20 protein-coding genes are annotated in these 20,612 nt (G+C 45.2%); 12 read left to right on the plus strand and 8 right to left on the minus strand.

Annotation, left to right across the window (positions count from 1 at the left end; genetic code table 11):
- The 3 genes from QUB12_RS20375 to QUB12_RS20385 form a co-directional block, all read left to right on the plus strand.
- Window positions 1-989 (plus strand): transposase (locus QUB12_RS20375; RefSeq protein ID WP_333308160.1); only part of this gene is annotated, 989 nt, incomplete at its 5' end.
- A gap of 233 nt (window positions 990-1,222) precedes the next feature.
- Complete coding sequence (locus QUB12_RS20380) at window positions 1,223-2,038, plus strand: segregation/condensation protein A (RefSeq protein ID WP_333147009.1); 816 nt, start codon at window positions 1,223-1,225, stop codon at window positions 2,036-2,038.
- Window positions 2,039-2,357: 319 nt separating this feature from the next.
- Entirely contained in the window at window positions 2,358-3,521 is a 1,164-nt protein-coding gene (locus QUB12_RS20385; RefSeq protein ID WP_333147007.1) for an NDP-sugar synthase, read from the plus strand.
- Window positions 3,522-3,970: 449 nt separating this feature from the next.
- On the opposite strand, the gene speA is transcribed toward QUB12_RS20385, so the two are convergent.
- From speA to QUB12_RS20400, 3 genes are all read right to left on the minus strand, one after another.
- On the minus strand, window positions 3,971-5,980 hold the full coding sequence (gene speA / locus QUB12_RS20390; protein ID WP_333147003.1) for a biosynthetic arginine decarboxylase: 2,010 nt from the start codon (window positions 5,978-5,980) through the stop codon (window positions 3,971-3,973).
- Between the two features lie 682 nt (window positions 5,981-6,662).
- Window positions 6,663-7,811 carry a helix-turn-helix domain-containing protein gene (locus QUB12_RS20395; RefSeq protein WP_333147001.1) on the minus strand — a complete coding sequence of 383 codons (1,149 nt, stop codon included), beginning with the start codon at window positions 7,809-7,811 and terminating at the stop codon, window positions 6,663-6,665.
- A 157-nt stretch (window positions 7,812-7,968) separates the two neighbouring features.
- On the minus strand, window positions 7,969-8,559 hold the full coding sequence (locus tag QUB12_RS20400) for a DUF3611 family protein (RefSeq protein ID WP_333146999.1): 591 nt from the start codon (window positions 8,557-8,559) through the stop codon (window positions 7,969-7,971).
- A gap of 167 nt (window positions 8,560-8,726) precedes the next feature.
- On the opposite strand from QUB12_RS20400, the gene QUB12_RS20405 reads away from it, so the two are divergent.
- From QUB12_RS20405 to QUB12_RS20415, 3 genes are all read left to right on the plus strand, one after another.
- Window positions 8,727-8,897 carry a hypothetical protein gene (locus QUB12_RS20405; RefSeq protein WP_172186391.1) on the plus strand — a complete coding sequence of 57 codons (171 nt, stop codon included), beginning with the start codon at window positions 8,727-8,729 and terminating at the stop codon, window positions 8,895-8,897.
- Between the two features lie 722 nt (window positions 8,898-9,619).
- Window positions 9,620-9,913: a hypothetical protein gene (locus QUB12_RS20410; RefSeq protein WP_333146997.1), complete on the plus strand. Its 294-nt coding sequence runs from the start codon at window positions 9,620-9,622 to the stop codon at window positions 9,911-9,913.
- Window positions 9,914-10,016: 103 nt separating this feature from the next.
- Window positions 10,017-10,445: a heavy metal-responsive transcriptional regulator gene (locus QUB12_RS20415; protein ID WP_333146995.1), complete on the plus strand. Its 429-nt coding sequence runs from the start codon at window positions 10,017-10,019 to the stop codon at window positions 10,443-10,445.
- Window positions 10,446-11,037: 592 nt separating this feature from the next.
- Here the strand turns inward: QUB12_RS20415 and QUB12_RS20420 are convergent.
- On the minus strand, window positions 11,038-11,961 hold the full coding sequence (locus QUB12_RS20420) for a fused MFS/spermidine synthase (RefSeq protein WP_333146993.1): 924 nt from the start codon (window positions 11,959-11,961) through the stop codon (window positions 11,038-11,040).
- 199 nt (window positions 11,962-12,160) lie between these two features.
- Between QUB12_RS20420 and QUB12_RS20425 the strand changes: the two genes are divergently transcribed.
- The 5 genes from QUB12_RS20425 to QUB12_RS20445 all read left to right on the plus strand — a co-directional run bounded on the left by QUB12_RS20425 (window position 12,161) and on the right by QUB12_RS20445 (window position 14,364).
- Entirely contained in the window at window positions 12,161-12,499 is a 339-nt protein-coding gene (locus QUB12_RS20425; protein WP_333218586.1) for a DUF6972 family protein, read from the plus strand.
- Window positions 12,489-12,716 carry a hypothetical protein gene (locus QUB12_RS20430; RefSeq protein ID WP_445300672.1) on the plus strand — a complete coding sequence of 76 codons (228 nt, stop codon included), beginning with the start codon at window positions 12,489-12,491 and terminating at the stop codon, window positions 12,714-12,716. The genes QUB12_RS20425 and QUB12_RS20430 overlap by 11 nt, the downstream gene beginning before the upstream one ends.
- A gap of 141 nt (window positions 12,717-12,857) precedes the next feature.
- Window positions 12,858-13,490, plus strand: coding sequence for a type II toxin-antitoxin system antitoxin SocA domain-containing protein (locus QUB12_RS20435; protein WP_333308165.1), 633 nt, complete (start codon window positions 12,858-12,860; stop codon window positions 13,488-13,490).
- Between the two features lie 240 nt (window positions 13,491-13,730).
- On the plus strand, window positions 13,731-14,075 hold the full coding sequence (locus QUB12_RS20440) for a type II toxin-antitoxin system RelE/ParE family toxin (protein ID WP_333308166.1): 345 nt from the start codon (window positions 13,731-13,733) through the stop codon (window positions 14,073-14,075).
- Window positions 14,047-14,364, plus strand: a complete 318-nt coding sequence (locus QUB12_RS20445) for a transcriptional regulator (protein ID WP_333308168.1) — start codon at window positions 14,047-14,049, stop codon at window positions 14,362-14,364. The genes QUB12_RS20440 and QUB12_RS20445 overlap by 29 nt, the downstream gene beginning before the upstream one ends.
- A gap of 148 nt (window positions 14,365-14,512) precedes the next feature.
- Here QUB12_RS20445 and QUB12_RS20450 read toward each other — a convergent pair whose 3' ends face one another.
- The 4 genes from QUB12_RS20450 to QUB12_RS20465 form a co-directional block, all read right to left on the minus strand.
- A complete protein-coding gene (locus tag QUB12_RS20450) occupies window positions 14,513-16,147 on the minus strand; it encodes a hypothetical protein (RefSeq protein ID WP_333308170.1) in 1,635 nt (544 codons plus the stop codon).
- A 69-nt stretch (window positions 16,148-16,216) separates the two neighbouring features.
- A complete protein-coding gene (locus QUB12_RS20455; protein ID WP_333308172.1) occupies window positions 16,217-16,603 on the minus strand; it encodes a hypothetical protein in 387 nt (128 codons plus the stop codon).
- Between the two features lie 11 nt (window positions 16,604-16,614).
- Window positions 16,615-17,577, minus strand: a complete 963-nt coding sequence (locus QUB12_RS20460) for a hypothetical protein (RefSeq protein WP_333308174.1) — start codon at window positions 17,575-17,577, stop codon at window positions 16,615-16,617.
- Window positions 17,578-17,603: 26 nt separating this feature from the next.
- Entirely contained in the window at window positions 17,604-18,803 is a 1,200-nt protein-coding gene (locus QUB12_RS20465) for a hypothetical protein (protein ID WP_333308176.1), read from the minus strand.
- A gap of 216 nt (window positions 18,804-19,019) precedes the next feature.
- Between QUB12_RS20465 and QUB12_RS20470 the strand changes: the two genes are divergently transcribed.
- A complete protein-coding gene (locus QUB12_RS20470) occupies window positions 19,020-20,453 on the plus strand; it encodes an NB-ARC domain-containing protein (RefSeq protein ID WP_333308178.1) in 1,434 nt (477 codons plus the stop codon).
- The last annotated feature ends 159 nt before the right edge of the window (window positions 20,454-20,612 follow it).

Genomic DNA, 20,612 nt, shown 5'->3' on the forward strand with positions numbered 1-20,612 from the left:
CAGCTTGGAAGAAGACTGACAAGCAGCCCGCTCAATTAGGTAAAGGAAAAAAGGCAAAACCCAATCCTTTAGTCGGACTGAAGTTAGCTCGATTCAGGTCAATCCGCTCCCAGAAACAAACAATTCAGTTCGACCCGGGTGATTACAAGAATGGTCATGTAATGGCTAATGCTAGCAAACACCTGGAAAAGCCCCTCTGGACTGGACAAGGTTATTGCTTAGTTAAGTACGACAAAGCCGTAGAAGTTACCTATAACAAGGGACGCTGGTTCGTGAATATGCCCGTAGAGATGGATATCCCGGAGCCGAGAAATGGTGGAAAAACCATCGCACTCGATCCCGGACTGCGTTGTTTCTTGACCGGATTTGATGGCAATTATTTTAGTGAATTTGGGAAACATGACTTTGGGAAGATTGCTAGGTTGTGTCAACACTTGGATCAGATGCAATCAAAACTTAGCCGCTCAAAAGGTAGCGAGTTTTCTCGATTACGCTATCGATTAAAACAAGCTATGGAAAGGGTGAGGACGAAGATTAAAAATCTGCGGTCTGAAATCCACAAACAAGTAGCAAGTTACTTGGCTCGAAATTACGATGTCATTTATTTGCCGACTTTTGAAACTTCTCAAATGGTGGCAAGAGGTAGTCGCAAACTTAATTCTAAGTCAGCGAGGGCGATGATGACTTGGGCATTCTATCAATTCTCGCAAACTTTAGAACATCTCTGTAATCGTTACGGTTCGAGATTGGTTAGGGTGACTGAAGAATACACTTCTAAAACTTGTACAAAATGCGGTCATATTCACAAAAAATTGGGTGGCTCTAAAAGTTTTAAATGTCCCAATTGTGGTTATGAAATACCCCGCGATTTTAATGGTGCTTTGGGGATTTTTCTCAAAGCTTTGTGGGATACCACCATGCTCTGGGACCTGTCTGATGAGTATGCTATATTCAGATTTTCGCCGATTGTCGGAGATTGTCTGGATTAAAAGTATCAGCAGCGGATTCAGGAATTAGAACAAAATCTTGAACGCTATAAAGCCGAAGTAGAAGGCAAACAACCTTTGTTAGAAAGTGCAGAACCGATAAGTTTAGAAATAGCAGCAAGTGAGGGCACAAATGCTGAAATGACCGCCAATTAATTTGATATGCTCTCTGATTTTCTCAGAGCCAAAATCTAAAATCTAAAATCTAAAATCTAAAATCTAAAATCTAAAATCGAATGGCCGTTTCCCGAGACCAAGATGGCTTAGAAACGATTTCCGAGGGGATCGCAATTTTAATTGACCTAGCCGAACGGGGAGAAATCGATCCTTGGGACGTTAAGGTAATTGAAGTGTTCGATCGATGTCTGAGCAAGCTTACGAACGCCTGCGATACTGATCAGAGTAAGGATTTCTCCGATTTGTCCCACTCCGGCCAAGCGTTTTTGTACGCTTCAATGCTGGTGTTGCTCAAAGCAGAAAGTATCGTCCTCTCCGAACCCCCCGCGAATCCCGACGCCGACGAGCCGGCAGTAGAAGACGCAGAGCACTCAGGCGGGCGACACTTGCCGCAGCATTTAGAACGGCAATTGCGCCGTCGCGGTGTAGCTCAACTACCGCAAAAACGCCCGGTGACACTCCCAGAACTGATTGAGCAGTTGCAGCTAATGAAAGCAGCAATGGAGCAGCAGACAGTTACCCCCCGGCGCCGCCCTACCTCAAAAATGCGATCGCAAGCGGCCCAAGCTATCTTTGAGCTAGCTCACCAAGAAAATCTCGTAGAAACTGCTAGTGAACTCGAACGGTTTCTGGCTCAGCGGGGCGCGGAAATTGACGAGGGTTGGCTGGACTTGGACACATTGCTAGAGCTCTGGCATCATAACGACTCGCACTCTCCTGTCCATTCAGAACCTCCGGTATCGACTGGGGAAGTTCACTTGCCAAATCATGACCGGGTGGGTATTTTTTGGGCGTTGTTGCTGCTATCGGCTCAGTCTAAAGTAGAGTTGCTTCAAGAGGAGTTTTACCAAGACCTCAAAATCCGCGCGCTTTGAGCTTGCAGGGTATTAGGTTCTGGGGGGAAACTAATAACTATGCCACTGCGTCGGTTAAGATTCCAGGCAGAATCTCGCTCTATGGCATTCTGTTGCTGAGCCCCGAATGCGGAGAGCGGCAGTGCGAAGTTCTTGGTGATTCCCTATTCCTGGTTTCTTAAATCTAGGTAAATTGGGGATAAATGATTGATAGCCTGGTACGATGTCGCCTATAAACTGGTCAGGATTTTGCTGTGCTCGATCGATTCGATCGCAACCGCTAGCATCTAATTGTATTGTTCAGTTGATATCAATTAAAAGAGGGTTGAGGAAGTTAATAATGAAAGCGATGATTCTGGCGGCCGGTAAAGGCACTCGCGTCCGTCCTATTACTCAGACAATACCCAAACCGATGATTCCCATCCTGCAAAAGCCAGTGATGGAGTTTTTGGTTGAATTGCTGCGCCAGCACGGATTTGACCAGATTATGGTCAATGTTTCCCACCTGGCAGACGTGATTGAAAACTACTTTCGCGACGGTCAAAAGTTTGGGGTACAAATTGCCTATTCTTTTGAGGGGCGAATTGAGGAGGGAGAACTGATTGGAGAGGCTCTCGGTTCGGCTGGTGGCATGAAACGAATTCAGGACTTCTCGCCGTTTTTTGACGATACTTTTGTGGTGCTGTGCGGCGACGCTTTGATTGACTTGGACTTGACTGCTGCTGTGAAGTGGCACCGGGAAAAAGGGGCGATCGCTACTATTGTTATGAAATCGGTTCCCCGCGAGGAGGTTCCCAGTTACGGAGTGGTGGTAACAGACGAGTCTGGCAAAATTAAAGATTTCCAAGAAAAACCTTCTGTAGAGGAAGCTCTGAGTACCGACATTAACACTGGTATTTATATTTTTGAACCGGAAATATTCAAATACATCCCTTCGGGCCAGGAATACGATATCGGTTCGCAGTTATTTCCCAAGCTAGTAGCAGAAGGCGCGCCTTTTTACGGGATTAGCATGGACTTTGAGTGGGTGGATATCGGCAAAGTTCCTGACTATTGGCGGGCAATTCAGAGCGTGCTCCTGGGACAAGTTAAAAATGTTTCGATTCCGGGAATTGAAGTACGCCCCGGCATTTACGCTGGTTTGAATGTAGCTGTCAACTGGGACAAGGTTGATATTACTGGGCCTGTTTACATTGGCGGGATGACGATCATTGAGGATGGAGCAAAAATTATCGGCCCGACAATGATCGGCCCAAATTGTTGGCTTTGCAGTGGCGCAACTGTGGAAAACAGCGTGATTTTTGAGTATTCCCGTTTGGGCCCGGAGGTGCGGTTGGTTGACAAACTGGTGTTCGGGCGCTACTGCGTTGATAAAACCGGGGCTGCGATCGATTTGCAAGCGGCGGCTCTCGATTGGCTGATTACTGACGCTCGCCAAGTTTTACCGACTCAACACGGAGAAGAGCGGCGGGCGATATCTGAAATTCTCGGTCATGGTGGATAATTGCTAATTGCTAATTGCTAATTGCTAATTGCTCAAGGTAAGGTGCGCCTAGCGCACCCTACTTTTACGTTTATGATCTCAGCTTTCAATTATGGTAATGTGCTTAGGTTGCACCTCACATCTTCCACCATTCTCAAGAACAGGCTTTCCGGCCTGTTCCACAAGAAAATCTACTGTTTGTGGAACAGGCCGGAAAGCCTGTTCATAAAAGGCTTCTTGACAGTGGTGCAACATCTCAGTTACACCTGAGATCTTGCACCATTCTCAATTAGCCGTAGGGGCGGGTTCGCCAACAGCCTTAAAGCTTGCAAATAGGTTCTATAAACCCGCCCGACCCCACGCAAGATGCCTGTTCCACAAGAAAATCTACTGTTTGTGGAACAGGCCGGAAAGCCTGTTCATAAAAGGCTTCTTGACAGTGGTGCAACATCTCAGTTACACCCTACATTTCACGACTGAAGATAAGTATATTGGCTGAGACTCCGCTCGTAATTTTGCAGCAAAAGTTGAGCCTCGGAAAGAGTAATTTTATTTTGCTGCAAAGCTGCTTCTGTCTGACGGCGGATGCTTTCCACCAAATTTTCTGAATCGTACTGTACGTAGCTAAGGACTTCTTTCATAGTGTCTCCTTTCACAACGTGTTCGATATGATAGCCAGAAGGTGTTAGCTGAATGTGAACTGCATTTGCATCGCCGAATAAGTTGTGAAGGTTGCCCATAATTTCTTGATAAGCACCTCCCAAAAATAGCGCCAAATAGTAAGGTTCTCCTGGTTTGAGAGTATGCAGTTCCAAAACCGACTTCACATCTCGCAAATCGATGAATTGGTCGATTTTGCCGTCGCTGTCGCAGGTGAGATCGGCTAAAATACCGCGTTGAGTTGGTTCTTCGTCGAGTCGGTTAATTGGCATAATTGGGAACAATTGGTTAATTGCCCAACTGTCTGGTACTGACTGAAAAACCGATAAGTTGATGTAATAAATGGACGCCATCACCTTTTCTAAGTCTTCCAAATCGTCAGATACGTATTCATTTTGCCGCGCGATCGCCTGTATCTTATCGCAGCAAGCCCAGTACAACTGTTCGGTTTTCGCCCGTTCCGCAATCCCCAAATAGCCTAAGTTAAATAAACTGACGGCTTCTTCCTTGAATTGGATGGCATCGTGATAAACTTCTTGGTAATTTTCGGGACTGATGGATTGGTAAATTTCGTAGAGATTGCGCGGAATTTGGTGCGCGTTTTCATCTACTGGTTCGGGTAGTTCTCTGGGGACATCGCTAGTACCGAGTACGTCAAAAACTAACACTGATTGGTGAGAAGCGATCGCCCGCCCGCTTTCGCTAATGATAATTGGAACCGGGATTTTGCGCTCGTCGCAGGCATCTTTCACTCCCGCTACTACGTCGTTAGCGTAGTTTTGCATATTGTAGTTTTTGGAAGCGTGGAAGTTTGTTTTAGACCCGTCGTAGTCAACGCCGAGTCCACCGCCTACGTCCAAGTAGTTCATATTAGCTCCCAATTTAGCTAATTCTACATAAATGTGGCTGGCTTCTCGAATGGCGTCTTTGATGACACTAATTGAGGAAATTTGAGAGCCGATGTGGAAGTGCAGTAACTGCAAACAATCGAGCATTCCAGCTTTTTCTAGTTCGCCGACTGCACGGATAATTTCAGGAATTGTCAAGCCAAATTTTGCCCGATCGCCCGTGGAAACTCCCCAGCGGCCAACGCCTTTGGTAGTGAGTTTGGCTCGCACTCCCAAAATCGGTTTAATTCCTAATGCTTTGCTGGCGGCGATTGCTAGTTCTACTTCCTCTATTTGCTCCAGCACAATTACGGAAGTTTGCCCTAGCCGCTGCGCCAAAATAGCAGTTTCGATGTATTCGCGGTCTTTGTAACCGTTGCAAATTAACAAAGCGCCTGGGTTTTTTAAGGTAGCCAAAGCTATCATTAATTCCGGTTTCGAGCCGGCTTCGAGCCCGAAGTGATGGGGTTGACCGAAACGCACCAAATCTTCAATTAATTGTCGGTGCTGGTTGCATTTAACTGGAAAGACACCGCGATAGACATTTTTGTAATTGTAGCGAGCGATCGCTCTGGCAAAACACGAATTTAAGCGCTCGATCCGGTCTTCCAAAATATCAGAAAATCGAATCAGCAGGGGCAAAGCCAAATTTCGCTGTTTGAGAGAGTCTACCAGTTCGCACAAGTCGAGGGAACCGCCGCGATCGCCCTTGGGAGATACTGTAACGTGACCGGCTGCATTGATCGAAAAATACGGTTCGCCCCAACCTTGAATTCGGTAGAGTTTCTCACTATCTTCTATTGTCCAAGATGCTTGTGGCAGTTGAGCAGCCGTTACCAAAGCAGTGTCTGGTGCCGCCGAACTCGTGACTGTTGGCGAGTGAGTCGATAGCGGATCGAGATCGGAGAAAGCAGCGGTGGCTGGGGAACTCATAAAAATACTCGGTAAGTGGGAAACTCACTGGCTTGAGCCAAGAGAGGAAAACGGCGCGGCGATTTCAATCGCCTTGAATCCCCTTGCGGGGTTGGAGAGGTATGATTGCCTCTCCAATACGGGGTATGGTTGCCCCGTCTCCCTTTCGGGGTAATGTTCGCTTCGCCAAGGTTATAAAGGCTTGTCACGCTTACAGCACTGTCGAGAGTGACTTTAAGACTGTTTAACTGTAAACAACAGAGCGGAAAACTAGCGTCGCATTCAAGGAGTGTTATGACCTGAATAACGTAGTCAGCTAAGACTTAGGCTGGTCAGCACAGCTTGCTTGATCTCTCTTACAAGCTCAGTGGCTTTAGCCCGCTCGTTACTGACCTTATGGGAAACCTCTTTTAGGAGTGGTCAAATAGATAGTTTATCGCAGATATCGAGTTTCCTGATGCAGTTGAAAAATCACTTTGGGTACAGGGGCTGGCGATTTTAGATTTTAGATTTTAGATTTTAGATTTTAGAATTGACTCTACAGATAGATGAAAAGCGGGGATTGAACTACAATCTCAACCGTATTTGCTTTGCGGGACTTATTTCTTCAAGCAAGTGTCCCTATGCAGGTGAACTCTGAAACTCGGTTTCAGAGTTCACCTGCGCCAAGAGAGTTGTCGGACGATCGCTCGCCCGACACACACTAACCAAAAATCACCTCCGGCGGCGCCATGTCAGCCCCCACCCTCAATCCCCCGTTATTAGACTTCTTCAAGCCCGGTTGAGGTGCTTTTTCTGGGGTCTTCTGAGCCGGTGCAACTGAGGCTGGCGGTGTCACCTGCGGTTGAGGTACTGCCTGTGCTCCTGGCACCACGGGTTGCTGCGACAGCCAACCCAAACCCCCTACAGCCCCAGCCATCAAAGCGGTGTAGCCGATGTACAAATGCACCGGACGCATTTGAAAGCCTTCGCCTGAGTCGGAATCGGAAACAGACACATACATACTGGGAATTGGACTCGGATCGGGTTTGGGCAAAGCATTCGCCATAGCGCTACCGTCTAGTCCCAAGGCGTCGCCCAGTCTGCGGATAAAACCTCTAACGTAAATATCTTGGGGCAGTTTGTCGATTTCCCCATTTTCGATCGATTCGATGTGGTGCACCGGCACGAGAGTTTGACTGTGGAGTTGCAGCAGGGATAGGGAGCGAATTTGCCGTCCCTTACGCAATTCTTTACCCAACTCCCGCAGGCACTCTTCTCGCTCTTGAACGGCTAAAGCTGCTTCTTCTTCCTTGGTGAGTTTTTTCGGCTTTTTGGGAAAACCGAACCCTGGGAAGAATTTTCCGGGGACGGTGACAGTTGCAGGTGGAGCCGACTCGACTTTAAGTTCGTCTTGGGGCGCTTGTTTGCTGTCTTCAGAAGTGTTAGTGTCTCGATCGGAAGTTTCAGTGTCGGACTCGGTTTGGGGCGGCGCTTCCACACTAGCGCTGCGCCAATAGAAGACAGGAGCAGCTACTGGTGGCTCCAATTCTTGAATTTCTGTCACCGTCTCAAAGGCGGGACTTACAGCAGTAAAACTGTCTTGGGCTACTTGCGGTTCAATTTTGTTTTGTTTGGGAAATCGATCGAATGCGAGCTTGACGGCTTCTCTGCTAACTGCTCTAATTAAAATTTCGGCAGCGGAGGCTGCTTCGCCCAACATTGTTTGCAAGCTAGCTAGAGCTTGGCTATAGGTGTCGCTACATAGGAGTTCAGCTTCTATTTGACCTAGGACAGAACGAAAACTTTCTTGAGAAATTTCAATAGTTGGGTGATCTGTCACCCCAAAATAAGTCTCGGGTTTCAGTGCCATGATATTCATGTTGTCTTGGTAGAAGGTATCTGAGTACGTTCTTCGACAGGTTGGCAGTGATTCCGGATTTGGGTTGGGGGAGAGTGGGAGTGTGGGGTATCGGCCAAACAGGGCATCGGGCATCGGGCATCGGGCATCGGTTGCCCCTCACCAATAACTACTGTTTGTGGATGCGATCTAGCAACCAAAGAGATCCGAAAATCCCGACAAAATGGGCAACAGTGGCGTGAGTATTGGCGAGTACGACAAATATATCTAGGGGCTGAATAAATCGACCCACATCAACTGCGGCACCGAACAAGGCTTGCGGCTGAGCTAGAGATTTGGCTAAAAGCGTGCCGCTGATGGCTTCGGCGCCGATCAGCGTCAGCACCATTCCCGATAAGTTGCTCATCAGTGACAGCCGCACCTCTTTGATGGTATCGGCTTTTTTGGGGCGGACTGCGTTACCGGGCGATCGCAGTTGTCTCGACAAGCGAGTGAAGCGAAAAGAGCGATATACGCTGTAAGCGAGTACGGCCAGCCCGCAAATGGCAAAAAATACGCCGCCGCCGGTGCCGGCACTGTTTGAACCCGCACCGGCGGTAGCCCTGGGGAGGGCGAAGGGGATGGCAAAGAGCAAAATGATCGCCGCTACCACCCCTAGCACTAACTGTACCCAGAAGCAAACCCAGCCTGTTGTACGAAGGGCAAAGGCTACTCGCTGTACGGCGACAGGAAGCTTATCGTTATCTAACTGATTAGTCATATTTTGAGTGGGTATAATTAATTGGCATTAGTTGGCAGCAGTTTTTTCTCTTCGGGGACGGTTGACGGCGGTTAACCCTCTTTATAATAGAAGTAGCAATGTTTAAGATTTGTAACTAACATTGGATTTCACATTTGAATAGCGTCGATCGCCAGGTACCCAAAGCAATGACACAACTACAACCCACCGTCACCCCCAAACTGGAACAGCCAAAGTTTGGTTTCAACAGCTACGCGGAACGCCTTAACGGTCGAGCCGCGATGATCGGTTTTTCTCTAACTTTAATTATCGAGTATGTCACAGGCCAGGGCTTGCTGTCCTGGTTAGGTCTCAACTAATTTTAGCAACGGCGCGGTCAGCGTTACACTTTGTCTTGACTGGAACGGCAGCGGGTGTGAATTCTGCTGACCGCGACAAATTCGGGAATTGATTAAAATATTAATTAGAAACAAGCCCAGCGACTTCTCTGCCGAGAGAGTTCTGTTCCAGAATGCAATAGCTGGCTTTTGGAGGTATATATGGGGTGGAATTTTGATTTCACAAGCTTGGCAATTTTGCCTCGCTCCCGTACAATTCCCCACAGGCGAGAAGATGAATTTAGGTCAGCACCCCCGACTGAAGTACGGGGGCTTCGAGCCTCCAACTTTAGGTAGCTGACCAGCCTAAGTCTCTTGAGGACTACGTTATCGGCAAGCGTTAAAGCTCCTACCAGGGAATGCGTAGCTAGTTCACTGCTCTAGAACCAAAGCGTTAAACATCTCTAAGGGGTTTAAGGACGTGCGCTTTGGAAAGTACCGACCGATAACTTTGGCGAAGCTAACTTTACCCCAGAAATGGGTGTTTGAGGACAACCATATCCTCTCGGAGGGGACACCATACCCCTCCACCCCGCGGGGATTTAATTCAATGTAAAGCCGTCGAGCGAAGGACGGGGCTTCAGCCCTCCGCTACGCTCCGCCCAGATTTTCGGTGAAGCTAGTCTTTGAGCTAGAAATCCCGATCGTTCCGCCAACTCTAAGTTTTAGAGCTTGTAAATAAATATAGAACAGAGTAAAACCAAATGAATGCTTCGTGGACGCGACTTTTGAGGTCAGCTTACCGTAAAGAGCCAATTACCAGCTTTGTTGTGACAGTGGGCGTTGTCGATGCCGCCATCGGCAGTATCGGTGCGAGTGGCTCTTTATTGGCTTTTGGGCTTGGCACCGCTGGGGTGGCGATGGCTCTCCGCTGGTGGCAATCTTACCGCTCTGGAGCCGAACAAACCGCACCTGCTCCCGAATACTATCTTCCTCCTCAGTCTTCTAGACCTCAGTTACCGGTGCTTAATGTGTCTAAAAAAAATCCTCCTTATTAAGATGACCGCGCAATGGTGACTGGGCGATGTGCCGATCGACTCCCTGGATCTGAGGCACCAAAAGATAGGGCAAGAAAGTCTTTCGATCTTGGATGCTTGGTTTATGAATATTTCTGTTGCCGAGAAACTGTACAAAATTGGCTCTGTAGCTGCCTGTAGTGGTTTGTCGGTAAAAACTGTTCGTTACTATGAGGAGATGGGCTTGCTGTCTCCTGCGGTGGAGCGATCGCCCGCTGGTTATCGCTTGTTTGGCGAAACCGTATTCAACAGGTTGGCGTTTATTAAACGATCTCAGACTCTGGGTTTGAGCCTGCAGGAAATTAAGGATATTTTAGAGGTTCGCGATCGGGGAGAGTTGCCTTGCTCGGAAGCGAAGCAGCATCTAACGGCTAAGGTTGAGGAAATTTCCGTGCAAATTGCAGCCTTAGAAACTTTGAAGGGGGAGTTGCAAGGCATTCTCAACTGCTGGCAAGAGCAACCCTCGCAGGCGAGCATTAGTAGCACGATTTGTCCGAACATTCAGCGGGATTGAGCAGCGGAAAGATACAAAAAAAGGGAAGGAATTATTGGTTTCCTTCCCTTGATGGTTTTGTGGGTGGTTTTGTGGGTGGTTTTGTCGATCGTTTGGTCGATCGTGTTGAGCTTTTAACTGTTTTCGCAGAGTTTGCTGTTGCTTTTTGAGTTGCCGAGCTCTGGCTGAGCCGCCTTTACCTTTGGAGTTTCTGCCCTCGCTGCGGGGAGACTCCCAACTTTTTAGTCTCATGGTTTTACTTGTTTGCACTACTTCTATAATACACCGCCAGATTTTCACTGTCAAGTATTTTTTAGAGCGATGTTTCGTAGTATCAACTGTTGACTGGTGGGGATTTGCTAAAGGCATAGCGATGGTGCGCCCCTAAACACCCTACAGCCCGATGGTGCCCCCATAAGCACCCTACAATTAGAGTTTTTTGTGGGATTCGGTTAACAGCTCTAATTGTGTATATAGGAATCCTAAATCATTTGCATAATTATTGTAGGGGCAATCCCCCCGTGGTTGCCCGATAGATAGGGGGTAGGCACGGGGAGTAGGGGTAGCACTACCCCTACAAATTTATCTGAATCATTTAGGATTGCTATATTTATCAGTCCAAATATCCGGCGGGTATTTCAGCATCTGTAAAAATTGGCAGCGTTTCCCAAATTTTCACCCATTCGGGAAATTGGGCTACTTTTTTTAGGTGGAGCGACATTTCTATTAAGGAAAATCCTAAATTGTGGAAATCTTGAATAAGTTCGGCTTTCAAAAAAATTTCATTTTTAGCTAAATCGGGAGCATTAGTCGCAATGACAACGCTGTTGCCGGCTTCTAAATTGCATATATAAACTTGTGCGAACACAGTTTGAATCGTTTTCACCGCTGCCGCATTAAACTCTTGTTTGTGGAACAGGTGGACAACTAGAACACCTGCGCTTGACAAGCGAGTTTTGCACAGTTGGTAAAATTCTTGTGTCACCAATTTATAGGGCATATAGCCGCTGCCAAAACCAGCATCCACGATAATTATATCGTTTTTTACTGGGGAATCTTGTTGGGCTAGATATTCGCGCCCGTCTTGAATGGCTACTTTGAGTCTGTCGTCGAATTGAATGCCAAAAAATTTTTGAGCTACTTCGACTATTTTTTGGTCAATATCTGTACATTCGACTATCGCGTTAGGGAAATAGTGGTGGAAAATTCTGGGGAGGGTGCCGCCACCAAATCCAATTACATAGATTTTTTTGGGGTGAGTTTTCCAGACTAATGCTAGCAGCACGGATCGGGAATAGGGAAAGATTAAATTTAGTGGATTGTTGAGGTCTAGGATTGATTGAGCTACATTTGTGATTAAGGTTTCTCTGTCTGCTAAAAGCAGTAGTAGCACTGAGTTTATTTTTTTTACGGCGATGCAGTTGGCGCCGGAGTTTTGTTGAAATAGGATGCCGTCTGGCTGTTGCTGAAGCCAATTGATTTGTTGGTGAATAGCTGCTAAATTGCTAGTTTGTCGATCGCCTTTATAATCAGTCATACGATTTTAGATTTTAGATTTTAGATTCAGGGTAAACGCATCTTAACTTTAACCCCAAATATGCTACAGTTATATCGGACTAATTTTTTATGTACTTTATTGTAGTTCATGAGTGCTGCGCTTCACGCACTTTGTGAAAAGTTAGGACGTAAGGGCGATCGCATGATTTAATCATACTTGTATGCTCAGTAATTAATTAATGAGTGGAATTAATCGCCAAATCACTCTTGACAGCAGGCACATTGCTAAACACTTGCCAGACACGCCACAAATGAGAAGACTGCTTAATAAAGGACGTGCTGCTCATATTTTTAACGATGAGGCTACTATGAATCAGGTAGCTCAAGCCATAATAGAAGATGGAGAATTTACAGGTACGATTCGGGGCTACGATCGTTATGGTATGTTTTTTGCTGAATCAATTGGTTATAGAGTTGACCCGGATGGTAGCCGTCTTTTACTTTACTACGGAGAAATAAAAGTTGATGCAGAAAACCGATACCACGTTACGCCTCGAAGCCGATTTAGTGAAGAATAACTGGGAATTTACAGAGGTATGGATCGATCCAAATCTTTCACCACCTTATCTGCTTTTGTTACTAAGTGACGCTGAGGGAAATTGTCGGATCTACAATCCGGCTGAGGGTTATAAAGTTGTGTTTTCTAGTAAGAGTTATGATGAGGCGCAGTATTGGCTTTTAGAGGATGAGTATGAACCCGTAGAAGGGCGGCTGAGTGTGTCGGAGTTAGCTTGAATAATTCATGTAGGGGCGATTCCCTACGGGATAGCTGCGCTTCACGCACTTTGTGACAAGTTGGGACGTAAGGGCGATCGCTATTAGGTCATTATTCCGCACTGTTTGCTAAAATTATTTAAGTCGGCTCAAAAAACTGCCATGACCCAAGCTACCTCAATAACAACTGAATATCAAATAAATGTAAGTTCTCCAGTCTGGCAAAGAATTGAGCAAATTGCCGGAGAATTTAACTTGTCAGTTTCTGAACTATTGGAACAGATAGGCGAAGGTCAACTGAAAGTTGTTGCGGTTGCAACTAATTCGGAAAAAATCAGCGATCGAGATATTGCAAATGCTTTCATTTGGTTAGCTTCGCAAAATAATGTAGCAATCAACGTCTACAAGCTACAAAAACTCTTGTATTACGCTCAAGCTTGGTATTTAGGAGTTTACGGCAAGCCACTCTTTGATGCAGATTTTCAAGCCTGGATTCACGGGCCGGTGATTCCTGATTTATTGGAGAAGTATCAACGCCAATTTAGCTGGGAACCAATTACAGAGAAAATCGACCAACCGAAACTTCCCCAAAAAATTGGGCAATTTATAGAAGAAGTTGGTGAGGCATATTTTGAGTATGATGATGAAACTTTGGAACGAATGATTTGCAGTGAAATGCCTTGGCTGGAAGCGAGAGGGAATTTGCCGAGAGACGAATCTTGTCATGCCATTATTTCTCAAGAATCGATGAAAAAATATTATTCTGCTCGTGTCAAAGAAGAAACCTCTGTCTAAAATTGTCCCTTCTCAACGGAAGGCGCCCGAAGGTTTGGGATTTTCCTTTAAGTACCTGCAAACTCAGAATGAAAAATTTTCAATTTGCGATCGGGATCGGTAAGCACTCATTTTCTAAATAATAAACGATGAGGCTACTATGAATCAGGTAGCTCAAGTTATGCTAGGATACTCTTGCGAAAAGTAGTGACCTGACACGCGATCGCTCCCATTAAAACCCTGATTGCCTATGTTAAAATTATGGAAGCTCAACCACGAGAAGTACAAAACTACCTGAAAGCCGACGGGACAAGTCCCTTTGAAGGATGGCTTGATTCCCTTCAAGATACTAAAACTGTATCTAAAATCAAGAAACGACTCAGGCGGGTTGAGCTAGGCAATCTGGGAGATTATCGCTCACTAGGAGCCGGAGTTTATGAACTTAAGATTGATTATGGCCCTGGCTATCGGGTTTATTTTGGACAAATCGGGTTAACAGTTGTGTTGCTGCTATGTGGCGGTGATAAAAGCACTCAAGATCAAGATATTAGCCAAGCTAAAAAATACTGGAGAGATTATGAAAGAACTCAAAGTGCCAACAACTAGAAGCTACCATGAATACTTGATTTCTTCTTTAAAAACCCCTGAAAGTGCTGCTGGCTATATCGAGGCCATGTTGGAATTGGAGTCAGAAGGCCCCGAACCTGAATTGCTGCGAGCAGGACTTAAAGATGTGGTGGATGCTTATTTACAGATGAATAAGTTATCGGTGGAAGGTAAATTTATTTATGAGAAGCTCGATCGAATGTTGTCAGAGAGTGGGGGGGAGGAAATTTATGCTTTGATAACTCTACTAGATAAATTGGGGTTGCAGTTGGCTGTCGCAGTAAAATAGGTTAATTAATAAAATAGTTAGGGCGATCGCACTTTGTGACAAGTTGGGACGTAAGGGCGATCGCGATTTCTAGTAACTAGGATATCAGCAGCTAGGATTGGGGCTTAATCTCTGGTAATTTAAAACTTAATTGGTAATATGGATAAAATCAAGGAGCTTCAGTTTTGATTCTGTTGCTTATTAGCGTGTAGTTGTTCTGATAATCAGCAAGCTTTTCTTTAGCTTGAGCTTCCACAAATGTACCTTGAGGAATAGAACTTAACAAGTTGATCGCCTGCTGCAATTTTGATTGAGCATTCTGCCAGACTTCTTTAGGATGAGGTGGATTATTAACCATGACGGCTGCTTCCCATGCTAGTTTTTGGGCGGATTCTAAATTAGTGGCTGCTTTCTGTTCAGTGACAATTCTATTAGTAATCGCCTGATAGTTAGTTCGATAAACACTTAGCTTTTCTTGAGCTTGAGTTGCAACAGCCGAATTGTCTGGAATTGCCTCTAACAATTTGATTGATTCCTGCCACTTCCCTTGTACTTGCTGCCAATTTTCTAGTGGATGAGGTGGATTTTGAGTCATAACGGCAGCTTCCATTGCTAGTTTTTGAGCGGCTGCTAAATTTGTTGCTGTTGGGTCTGGCTGAGGAGCCGGTGTTAAGGTGGGTGAAGGTTCAGAATTTGGTTTTTGCTCCCCAACATTTAGAGGAATTCCCGAATTTGCTATTGTCTCCTGACTCGGTGAAATTTGAAAGGTAGTTTTCCAGCCGACAAAACCCAAAACTCCTAGAGTCAGTGTGGATAGTATCAGTATCCAGCCACTTCTACCCCCGCGTCTTTGCTCTGAAGACATGGTACGGTCAATAGAATTTAGAGATTCTCCTGTCTGTGTGCATCTTTCACTTTGCTTACGACTAGGTTTTTTTTGTTCCTTGTGACGGCGTTCTTCTTCTAACTGTTTAAGAGATTGTTCGGCCTGTCCTCTTAACCTATTAGCCCGGTCAATTAAAGCATTAGCTTTTTCTTTTAAAGATACACATTCATTCAAGATAATTCCTAATGTTGTAGTTTGACCCTCATAAGATATAATAAGCCCATGCTCTTCATCAAACCATTCTATCGCAAACACTAATTCCCCAAAGTAAGATATAAAAGCTTTTATGCGCTCAATTGGCTCGACATTACGTTCAAGATTGTGTACGATACTATCCAGTTTGGGCTGAACCTGTTTTAGCTGTTCTTGAGCTACCTTTATTTGCTGAACTTGTTGCCTTAAACTTTGCTCTTCATCAAAGTCTATGTGAATTCTTAAATCTTCATCAATTTTCCTTACTTCTTCTGGGATACTTAGAGATTTCCTTTCCCATTCTAGCTTGATCAATAATTGTGAATCCTTTAAAATATTTTCTGCTATATTCTTGAGACCATCGCCCCACTCAATTAAGTTTTCAACATTTTCTATTAAGTCAGCAAGAGACGTTTCCTTATCTGGATCGCCCAATTTTTCAGCAAGTAAGCCACTCCCTGCCGATACAAGTGCATCTACTAAAAATCCACCAGGTATTAACCAGCCCGCAACTGCCCCTAACAAAGGTATCGCTCCCAAAAATCCTTTATTGAATCTCTCATTATTTAATACTTCTTCAAGTTCCTTGCCAATAGTATTTAGTCGCTTTATCAGATTATCTATCTTCCCAATTTCACGTCTGATTTCACTAGGATTGCCAATAGTAAGTTTCATTTCCTCGGCAATTTCTGGCAGTTGGTTTAGAAGGTTTTCAATGTCAGCCATGATTTACTCTCCTTTAGAGTGGGGGAATCCCCACTCTAGTTTATCAATAATTGTTTAACAGCTAGCTAATTAAAACTTCCACTCGTGGTTTGGATCGGCAAGAGCAGCCTGCACAGAAGATAAATTAGCCAGTTCTTTAAACGGGCTAGACTTAGCAAGCTCTGTAATCGAATCTAATGCTAATCCCAGTTGCTCATTATTACCAGATGCTATTGCTCGATCTACCACATCGAAAAGTTGATTAAAATTTTGCGATCGTTCATCAAAGGATCGATCGAGGTACTCCATTAACAAGTCACGTTGAGCTTTAATCTTGGCTAGGCTTTCCTTTTCCCAAGCTTTGATTTCACGGCGCTTTGTCCGCTCTTGTTCAGCGATTTGCTTGTACTCAAAGTAATGTGCAATAACTTGCTGAAAGGCATCAGCACCGCTAACAAACGCTGCCATTTTGCTCATTGTTAATTTCCTCACATATTCCGGTATTTTGCTTGAATATTCGCCACGGTCGAATTCAGATTTCCTTGGCTGTCTAACACAGGGGTTTGCATAATTTCTACAAGGGCTTTCACTAGCATTAGTGCCTGTTGAAACTTAGCAGCATCTTGAACTATATCAAAGGATTTTGATTCAAGTTCGTTGAGAAGTAGAGCAACGCGGCTATCTAAATCAGACACCAATTTGCCTAATTCTTTGACTCGCCGTTCGACTTGTCGGATGAAATCTCTAGCCTCTTCAATTTTGGCAACTTCAACGTTAACCTGAGCTTCGTATTCACGTGCTTTCGTTAAAGCTTCCTCACCTTTACCTGCAATTTGGAAACCGCCAACAGCTAAAGCAGGCCCAAGTGCAATACCTCCGAGTACAGCGCCACCTAGTGCCATGCTGCCACCGCCTAACCACGCCGCCACACCAGACATACCGAGTTGAGAAACAGCTACATTGGTACTAAACAAGCCAAAAAATTGAGGAACTGCAACTGTCCCAAAAGTTTGCGCCACGCCTACTGCTGTAGCACCAGCAGCCGCGCCTGCCCCTGCGGATGAAGTCACACCTTGGAATACTTCCTGACCTTCCAGCGCGACAGTTTTGTATTCTTTTAGCTGCTGAATTGATATGCCTTCTAGTCCAGCTAAAAATTTCATATCACTTTGGGAAGCTTTCTGGCCAATGCGTTCGATGAAAGCCACAAACCGCCCAATAGTACGATGCCTTACACGAATTTGCAGTTGACCGTAAACTTCTGCTAATCTGTTGGCTGCTTCCCAGTCTACTTTTAGATCGCTGACTGCTTTCTCCTGTCGATGTTGGGCTCGTTCTCCTATTTCCTTGGCTTCATTCATTTTGCCCATGCCTTCAGAGCCTTTAACCGATCCATACGCAGCCCCAGCCGCAGCTAAAGCGCCCATAATAAACGGAATTACAAAAATCATAAACCACTCCTTTTATTCCCAGTAAATCAATCACCCAAAGACACATTCAGCTCCCAGTTTTTATCCTTCATCTCTTGATATGAATATGTCAAATCGCCTCGCCTACCGATCTGAATTGTGTAAAACTCTGCTTTTCTTATACCATTCACTTCGATAGAAAATTGGCAGTGGTTATCAGATATTATTTTACCTATGCCTAACTCTCCAGTCGCAATAGTTTCTCCTTTATGATCTTTTACTAGCACCTGCCTACCACTTTTAATATCCCCGTAACCTCCTTTTCCATTACAAAACTGACCCACTCCACCGAAGAAGTCATCCTTGAGTGTTAGTGAGCCTTTAATATTGTGATTGAAACCTAAAAAAGGTATTCCTTTAAAGGTTAGAGTTGCTAAGAGAATAACTCCTACTACAATCAAACGTTTTTGACGCTCTGGATTTTCATTAATATAATTTTGGCCGATGTCCAACACTTCTTTAAATTTTCGTTCTCTAAGCAAATCAATAATCGGAGTCAATAGATCAGTCAAATTTGCAAATTTATCTGTTGATAATTTTTTTGAATCTGAACTAACCTCTGCCTTTAGCTCAAACTCTCGATTCCAAGCCGGAAAATCTTCACCCGCCTGCTGCCCGTAAACTTTCACAGAAGCGATCGCCCCCGCCTTCAAATTCGTCAACTCCCTGCGGACAATCCTGATAGAAGCCTCCTCATCAGGAACCCGATCGCCCTCCAGCATCACCTGTAAACAACCATCTTGCAAACTCGCAGTCGCACTAATCCCCTTATTCTGTAACGGAAGATTTAACAGACTGGCGATCGCCTCCACATCCCCAAGCTTAGCCCGTTCCTTCAAACTAAGCTGATTTGACTCCGTATTTTCACTAGAACTTGCCCGCCCCTCTGTGACATTTGCAACAGGCAAATTTGGCCCCACCACTTCAAACTCTTGACTCCACGCCGGCACCTTTGCGCCCGTCTGTCGCCCGTAAACCTTCACTTTCTCAATGGATGCAGCCCCCAAACCAGCGATCGACTTACTCACCCACGGGGCCAAGACTTGCTGACTAGGCACTTCTGCCGCTTCCAGCATCACCTGTAAACAACCATCCTTAAGGGAAGCTGCGGCGGTGATGCCCTTAGCTTGTAGCTGGCGGTTCAGCAGAAGCGCGATCGCCTTTGCATCTCCCTGTTTCGCGAGTTCCAAAATATTCGGTTGTGTCATAACAGGTAGATACAACTAGCGCTGAGCATAACCTTTTGTTGTCTTAAGTATAAATTATTTCCTAAATGCCAAAGCTTGTCAAGCCATATAAAGTCACATTTAGTAGTTGTTTCCATCCCAACTAGGTCACAAAAAGTCACATTTAGTTGGTTGCTACTGAAAAAGTCATATTTAGTTGGGTTACAATCAGGTCAACCCCTTGCATCTACGTGACCGATGGACGTTGAAGAAGCTTTAGAATTTGTAGACCATCTAGCTTTGACTACTACGGGAAAACACTTAGATAGTCTGCAAAAAGCTATACTGCGCGGCGCTTGGGACAATCAGAAATATAAAGAAATTGCACAGCATCACAACCGTTCAGAGAAATATGTTAAAGAGGTAGGCTTTAAATTATGGAAACTTTTATCAGTTGCATTAGGCAAGGAACAAGTATCTAAAGCAAATTTTAGAGCTAAGTTGGAAAATTTACAAGCTTCTAATATTGTCTCACTCGTCGGGAATGGCTGCATCCATATTGGTAACATCTCTGCTGATAGTTCCCAATCCTCAAAAAAAATACAATCTGAACCGAAAGAAAAGAATAAGTTTTACGAAAAAACAAGCAATTCCGAACCTAAAGTACATTTAGATTTAGCTGATGCACCAGAACCCAACCTATTCTATAACCGCACATCCGAACTCACCACCCTCGAAAACTGGATTTTAGGCCGCACCCGCCTCATCACCATCTTAGGCTTATCCGGTATTGGCAAAACCGCCCTTACTCTCCAACTAATCCCACAAATTCAACACGAATTCGATTACATCATCTGGCGAAGTCTCCGCAACTCTCCACCCCTCGCATCACTCCAAACCGACTTAATTAAATTCTGTAGGGGCGGTGCCCCCGTGCCCGCCCCCTCCGTGCCCGCGGCCTATCCAGAAGAAAGGGCAACCACGGGGGGATTGCCCCTACTAGAATATTTACGATCGCACCGCTGTCTCATCATCCTCGATGATATCCAAACCATTTTCAGCAGCCAACAACTCGCAGGAAATTACCAACCTGGATATGAAAATTACGGCGCATTCTTCAAACAAATAACAGAATCATCCCACAACAGTTGCTTAATCCTCCTGAGTTGGGAAAAACCCAGAGAAATCGCCGCCTTAGAAGGCGAAAACCGCCCTTGCAAATCTCTGCAACTCAACGGTTTAGGCCCGGAAGCACAAGAAATTTTCACAGAAAAAGGATTAGCAGAACCGGAGAAATGGTCAGAACTAATCGACCTTTACCGAGGCAATCCCTTATGGTTAAATATAGTTGCCACATTGATTCAAGACTTATTCGGCGGTAGCGTTTCCGAATTCCTCTCCTATGATACCCTATTCTTAGGTGACTTAGAATCTCTGCTGCACCAGCATTTCGATCGCCTAACCGCATCCGAACAACAGGCTATGGGTTGGCTAGCCAATACCCCCGAACCTGCCGACATCTCAAAAATACCAGAAAACCTGCAACTATCACCGCCAGAACTCTTGAAAGTCATGCAATCTTTAGGACGACGGTCATTAGTTGAAACAGTAAAACACAACGGGCGATCGCACTTTACGATCGGGCCAGTAATCAGAGAGTATATAATCAACAAAACCCGAAACAAAAACTGATAAACTTATCAATTTTAGTCGTGGAGGCAGAAACCGGGTTTTTTACGAAAACACTGCATACCTGCCTAGAATTTGGTAAAAAACCCGGTTTCTTTGATATTGATGCGTAAGTCTTGAATCTGCATTTACTTAGCAATTACTGACCCCACTCACGGAGTT

This window comes from Microcoleus sp. B7-D4, from assembly GCF_036705125.1.
GTDB lineage: Bacteria > Cyanobacteriota > Cyanobacteriia > Cyanobacteriales > Microcoleaceae > Microcoleus.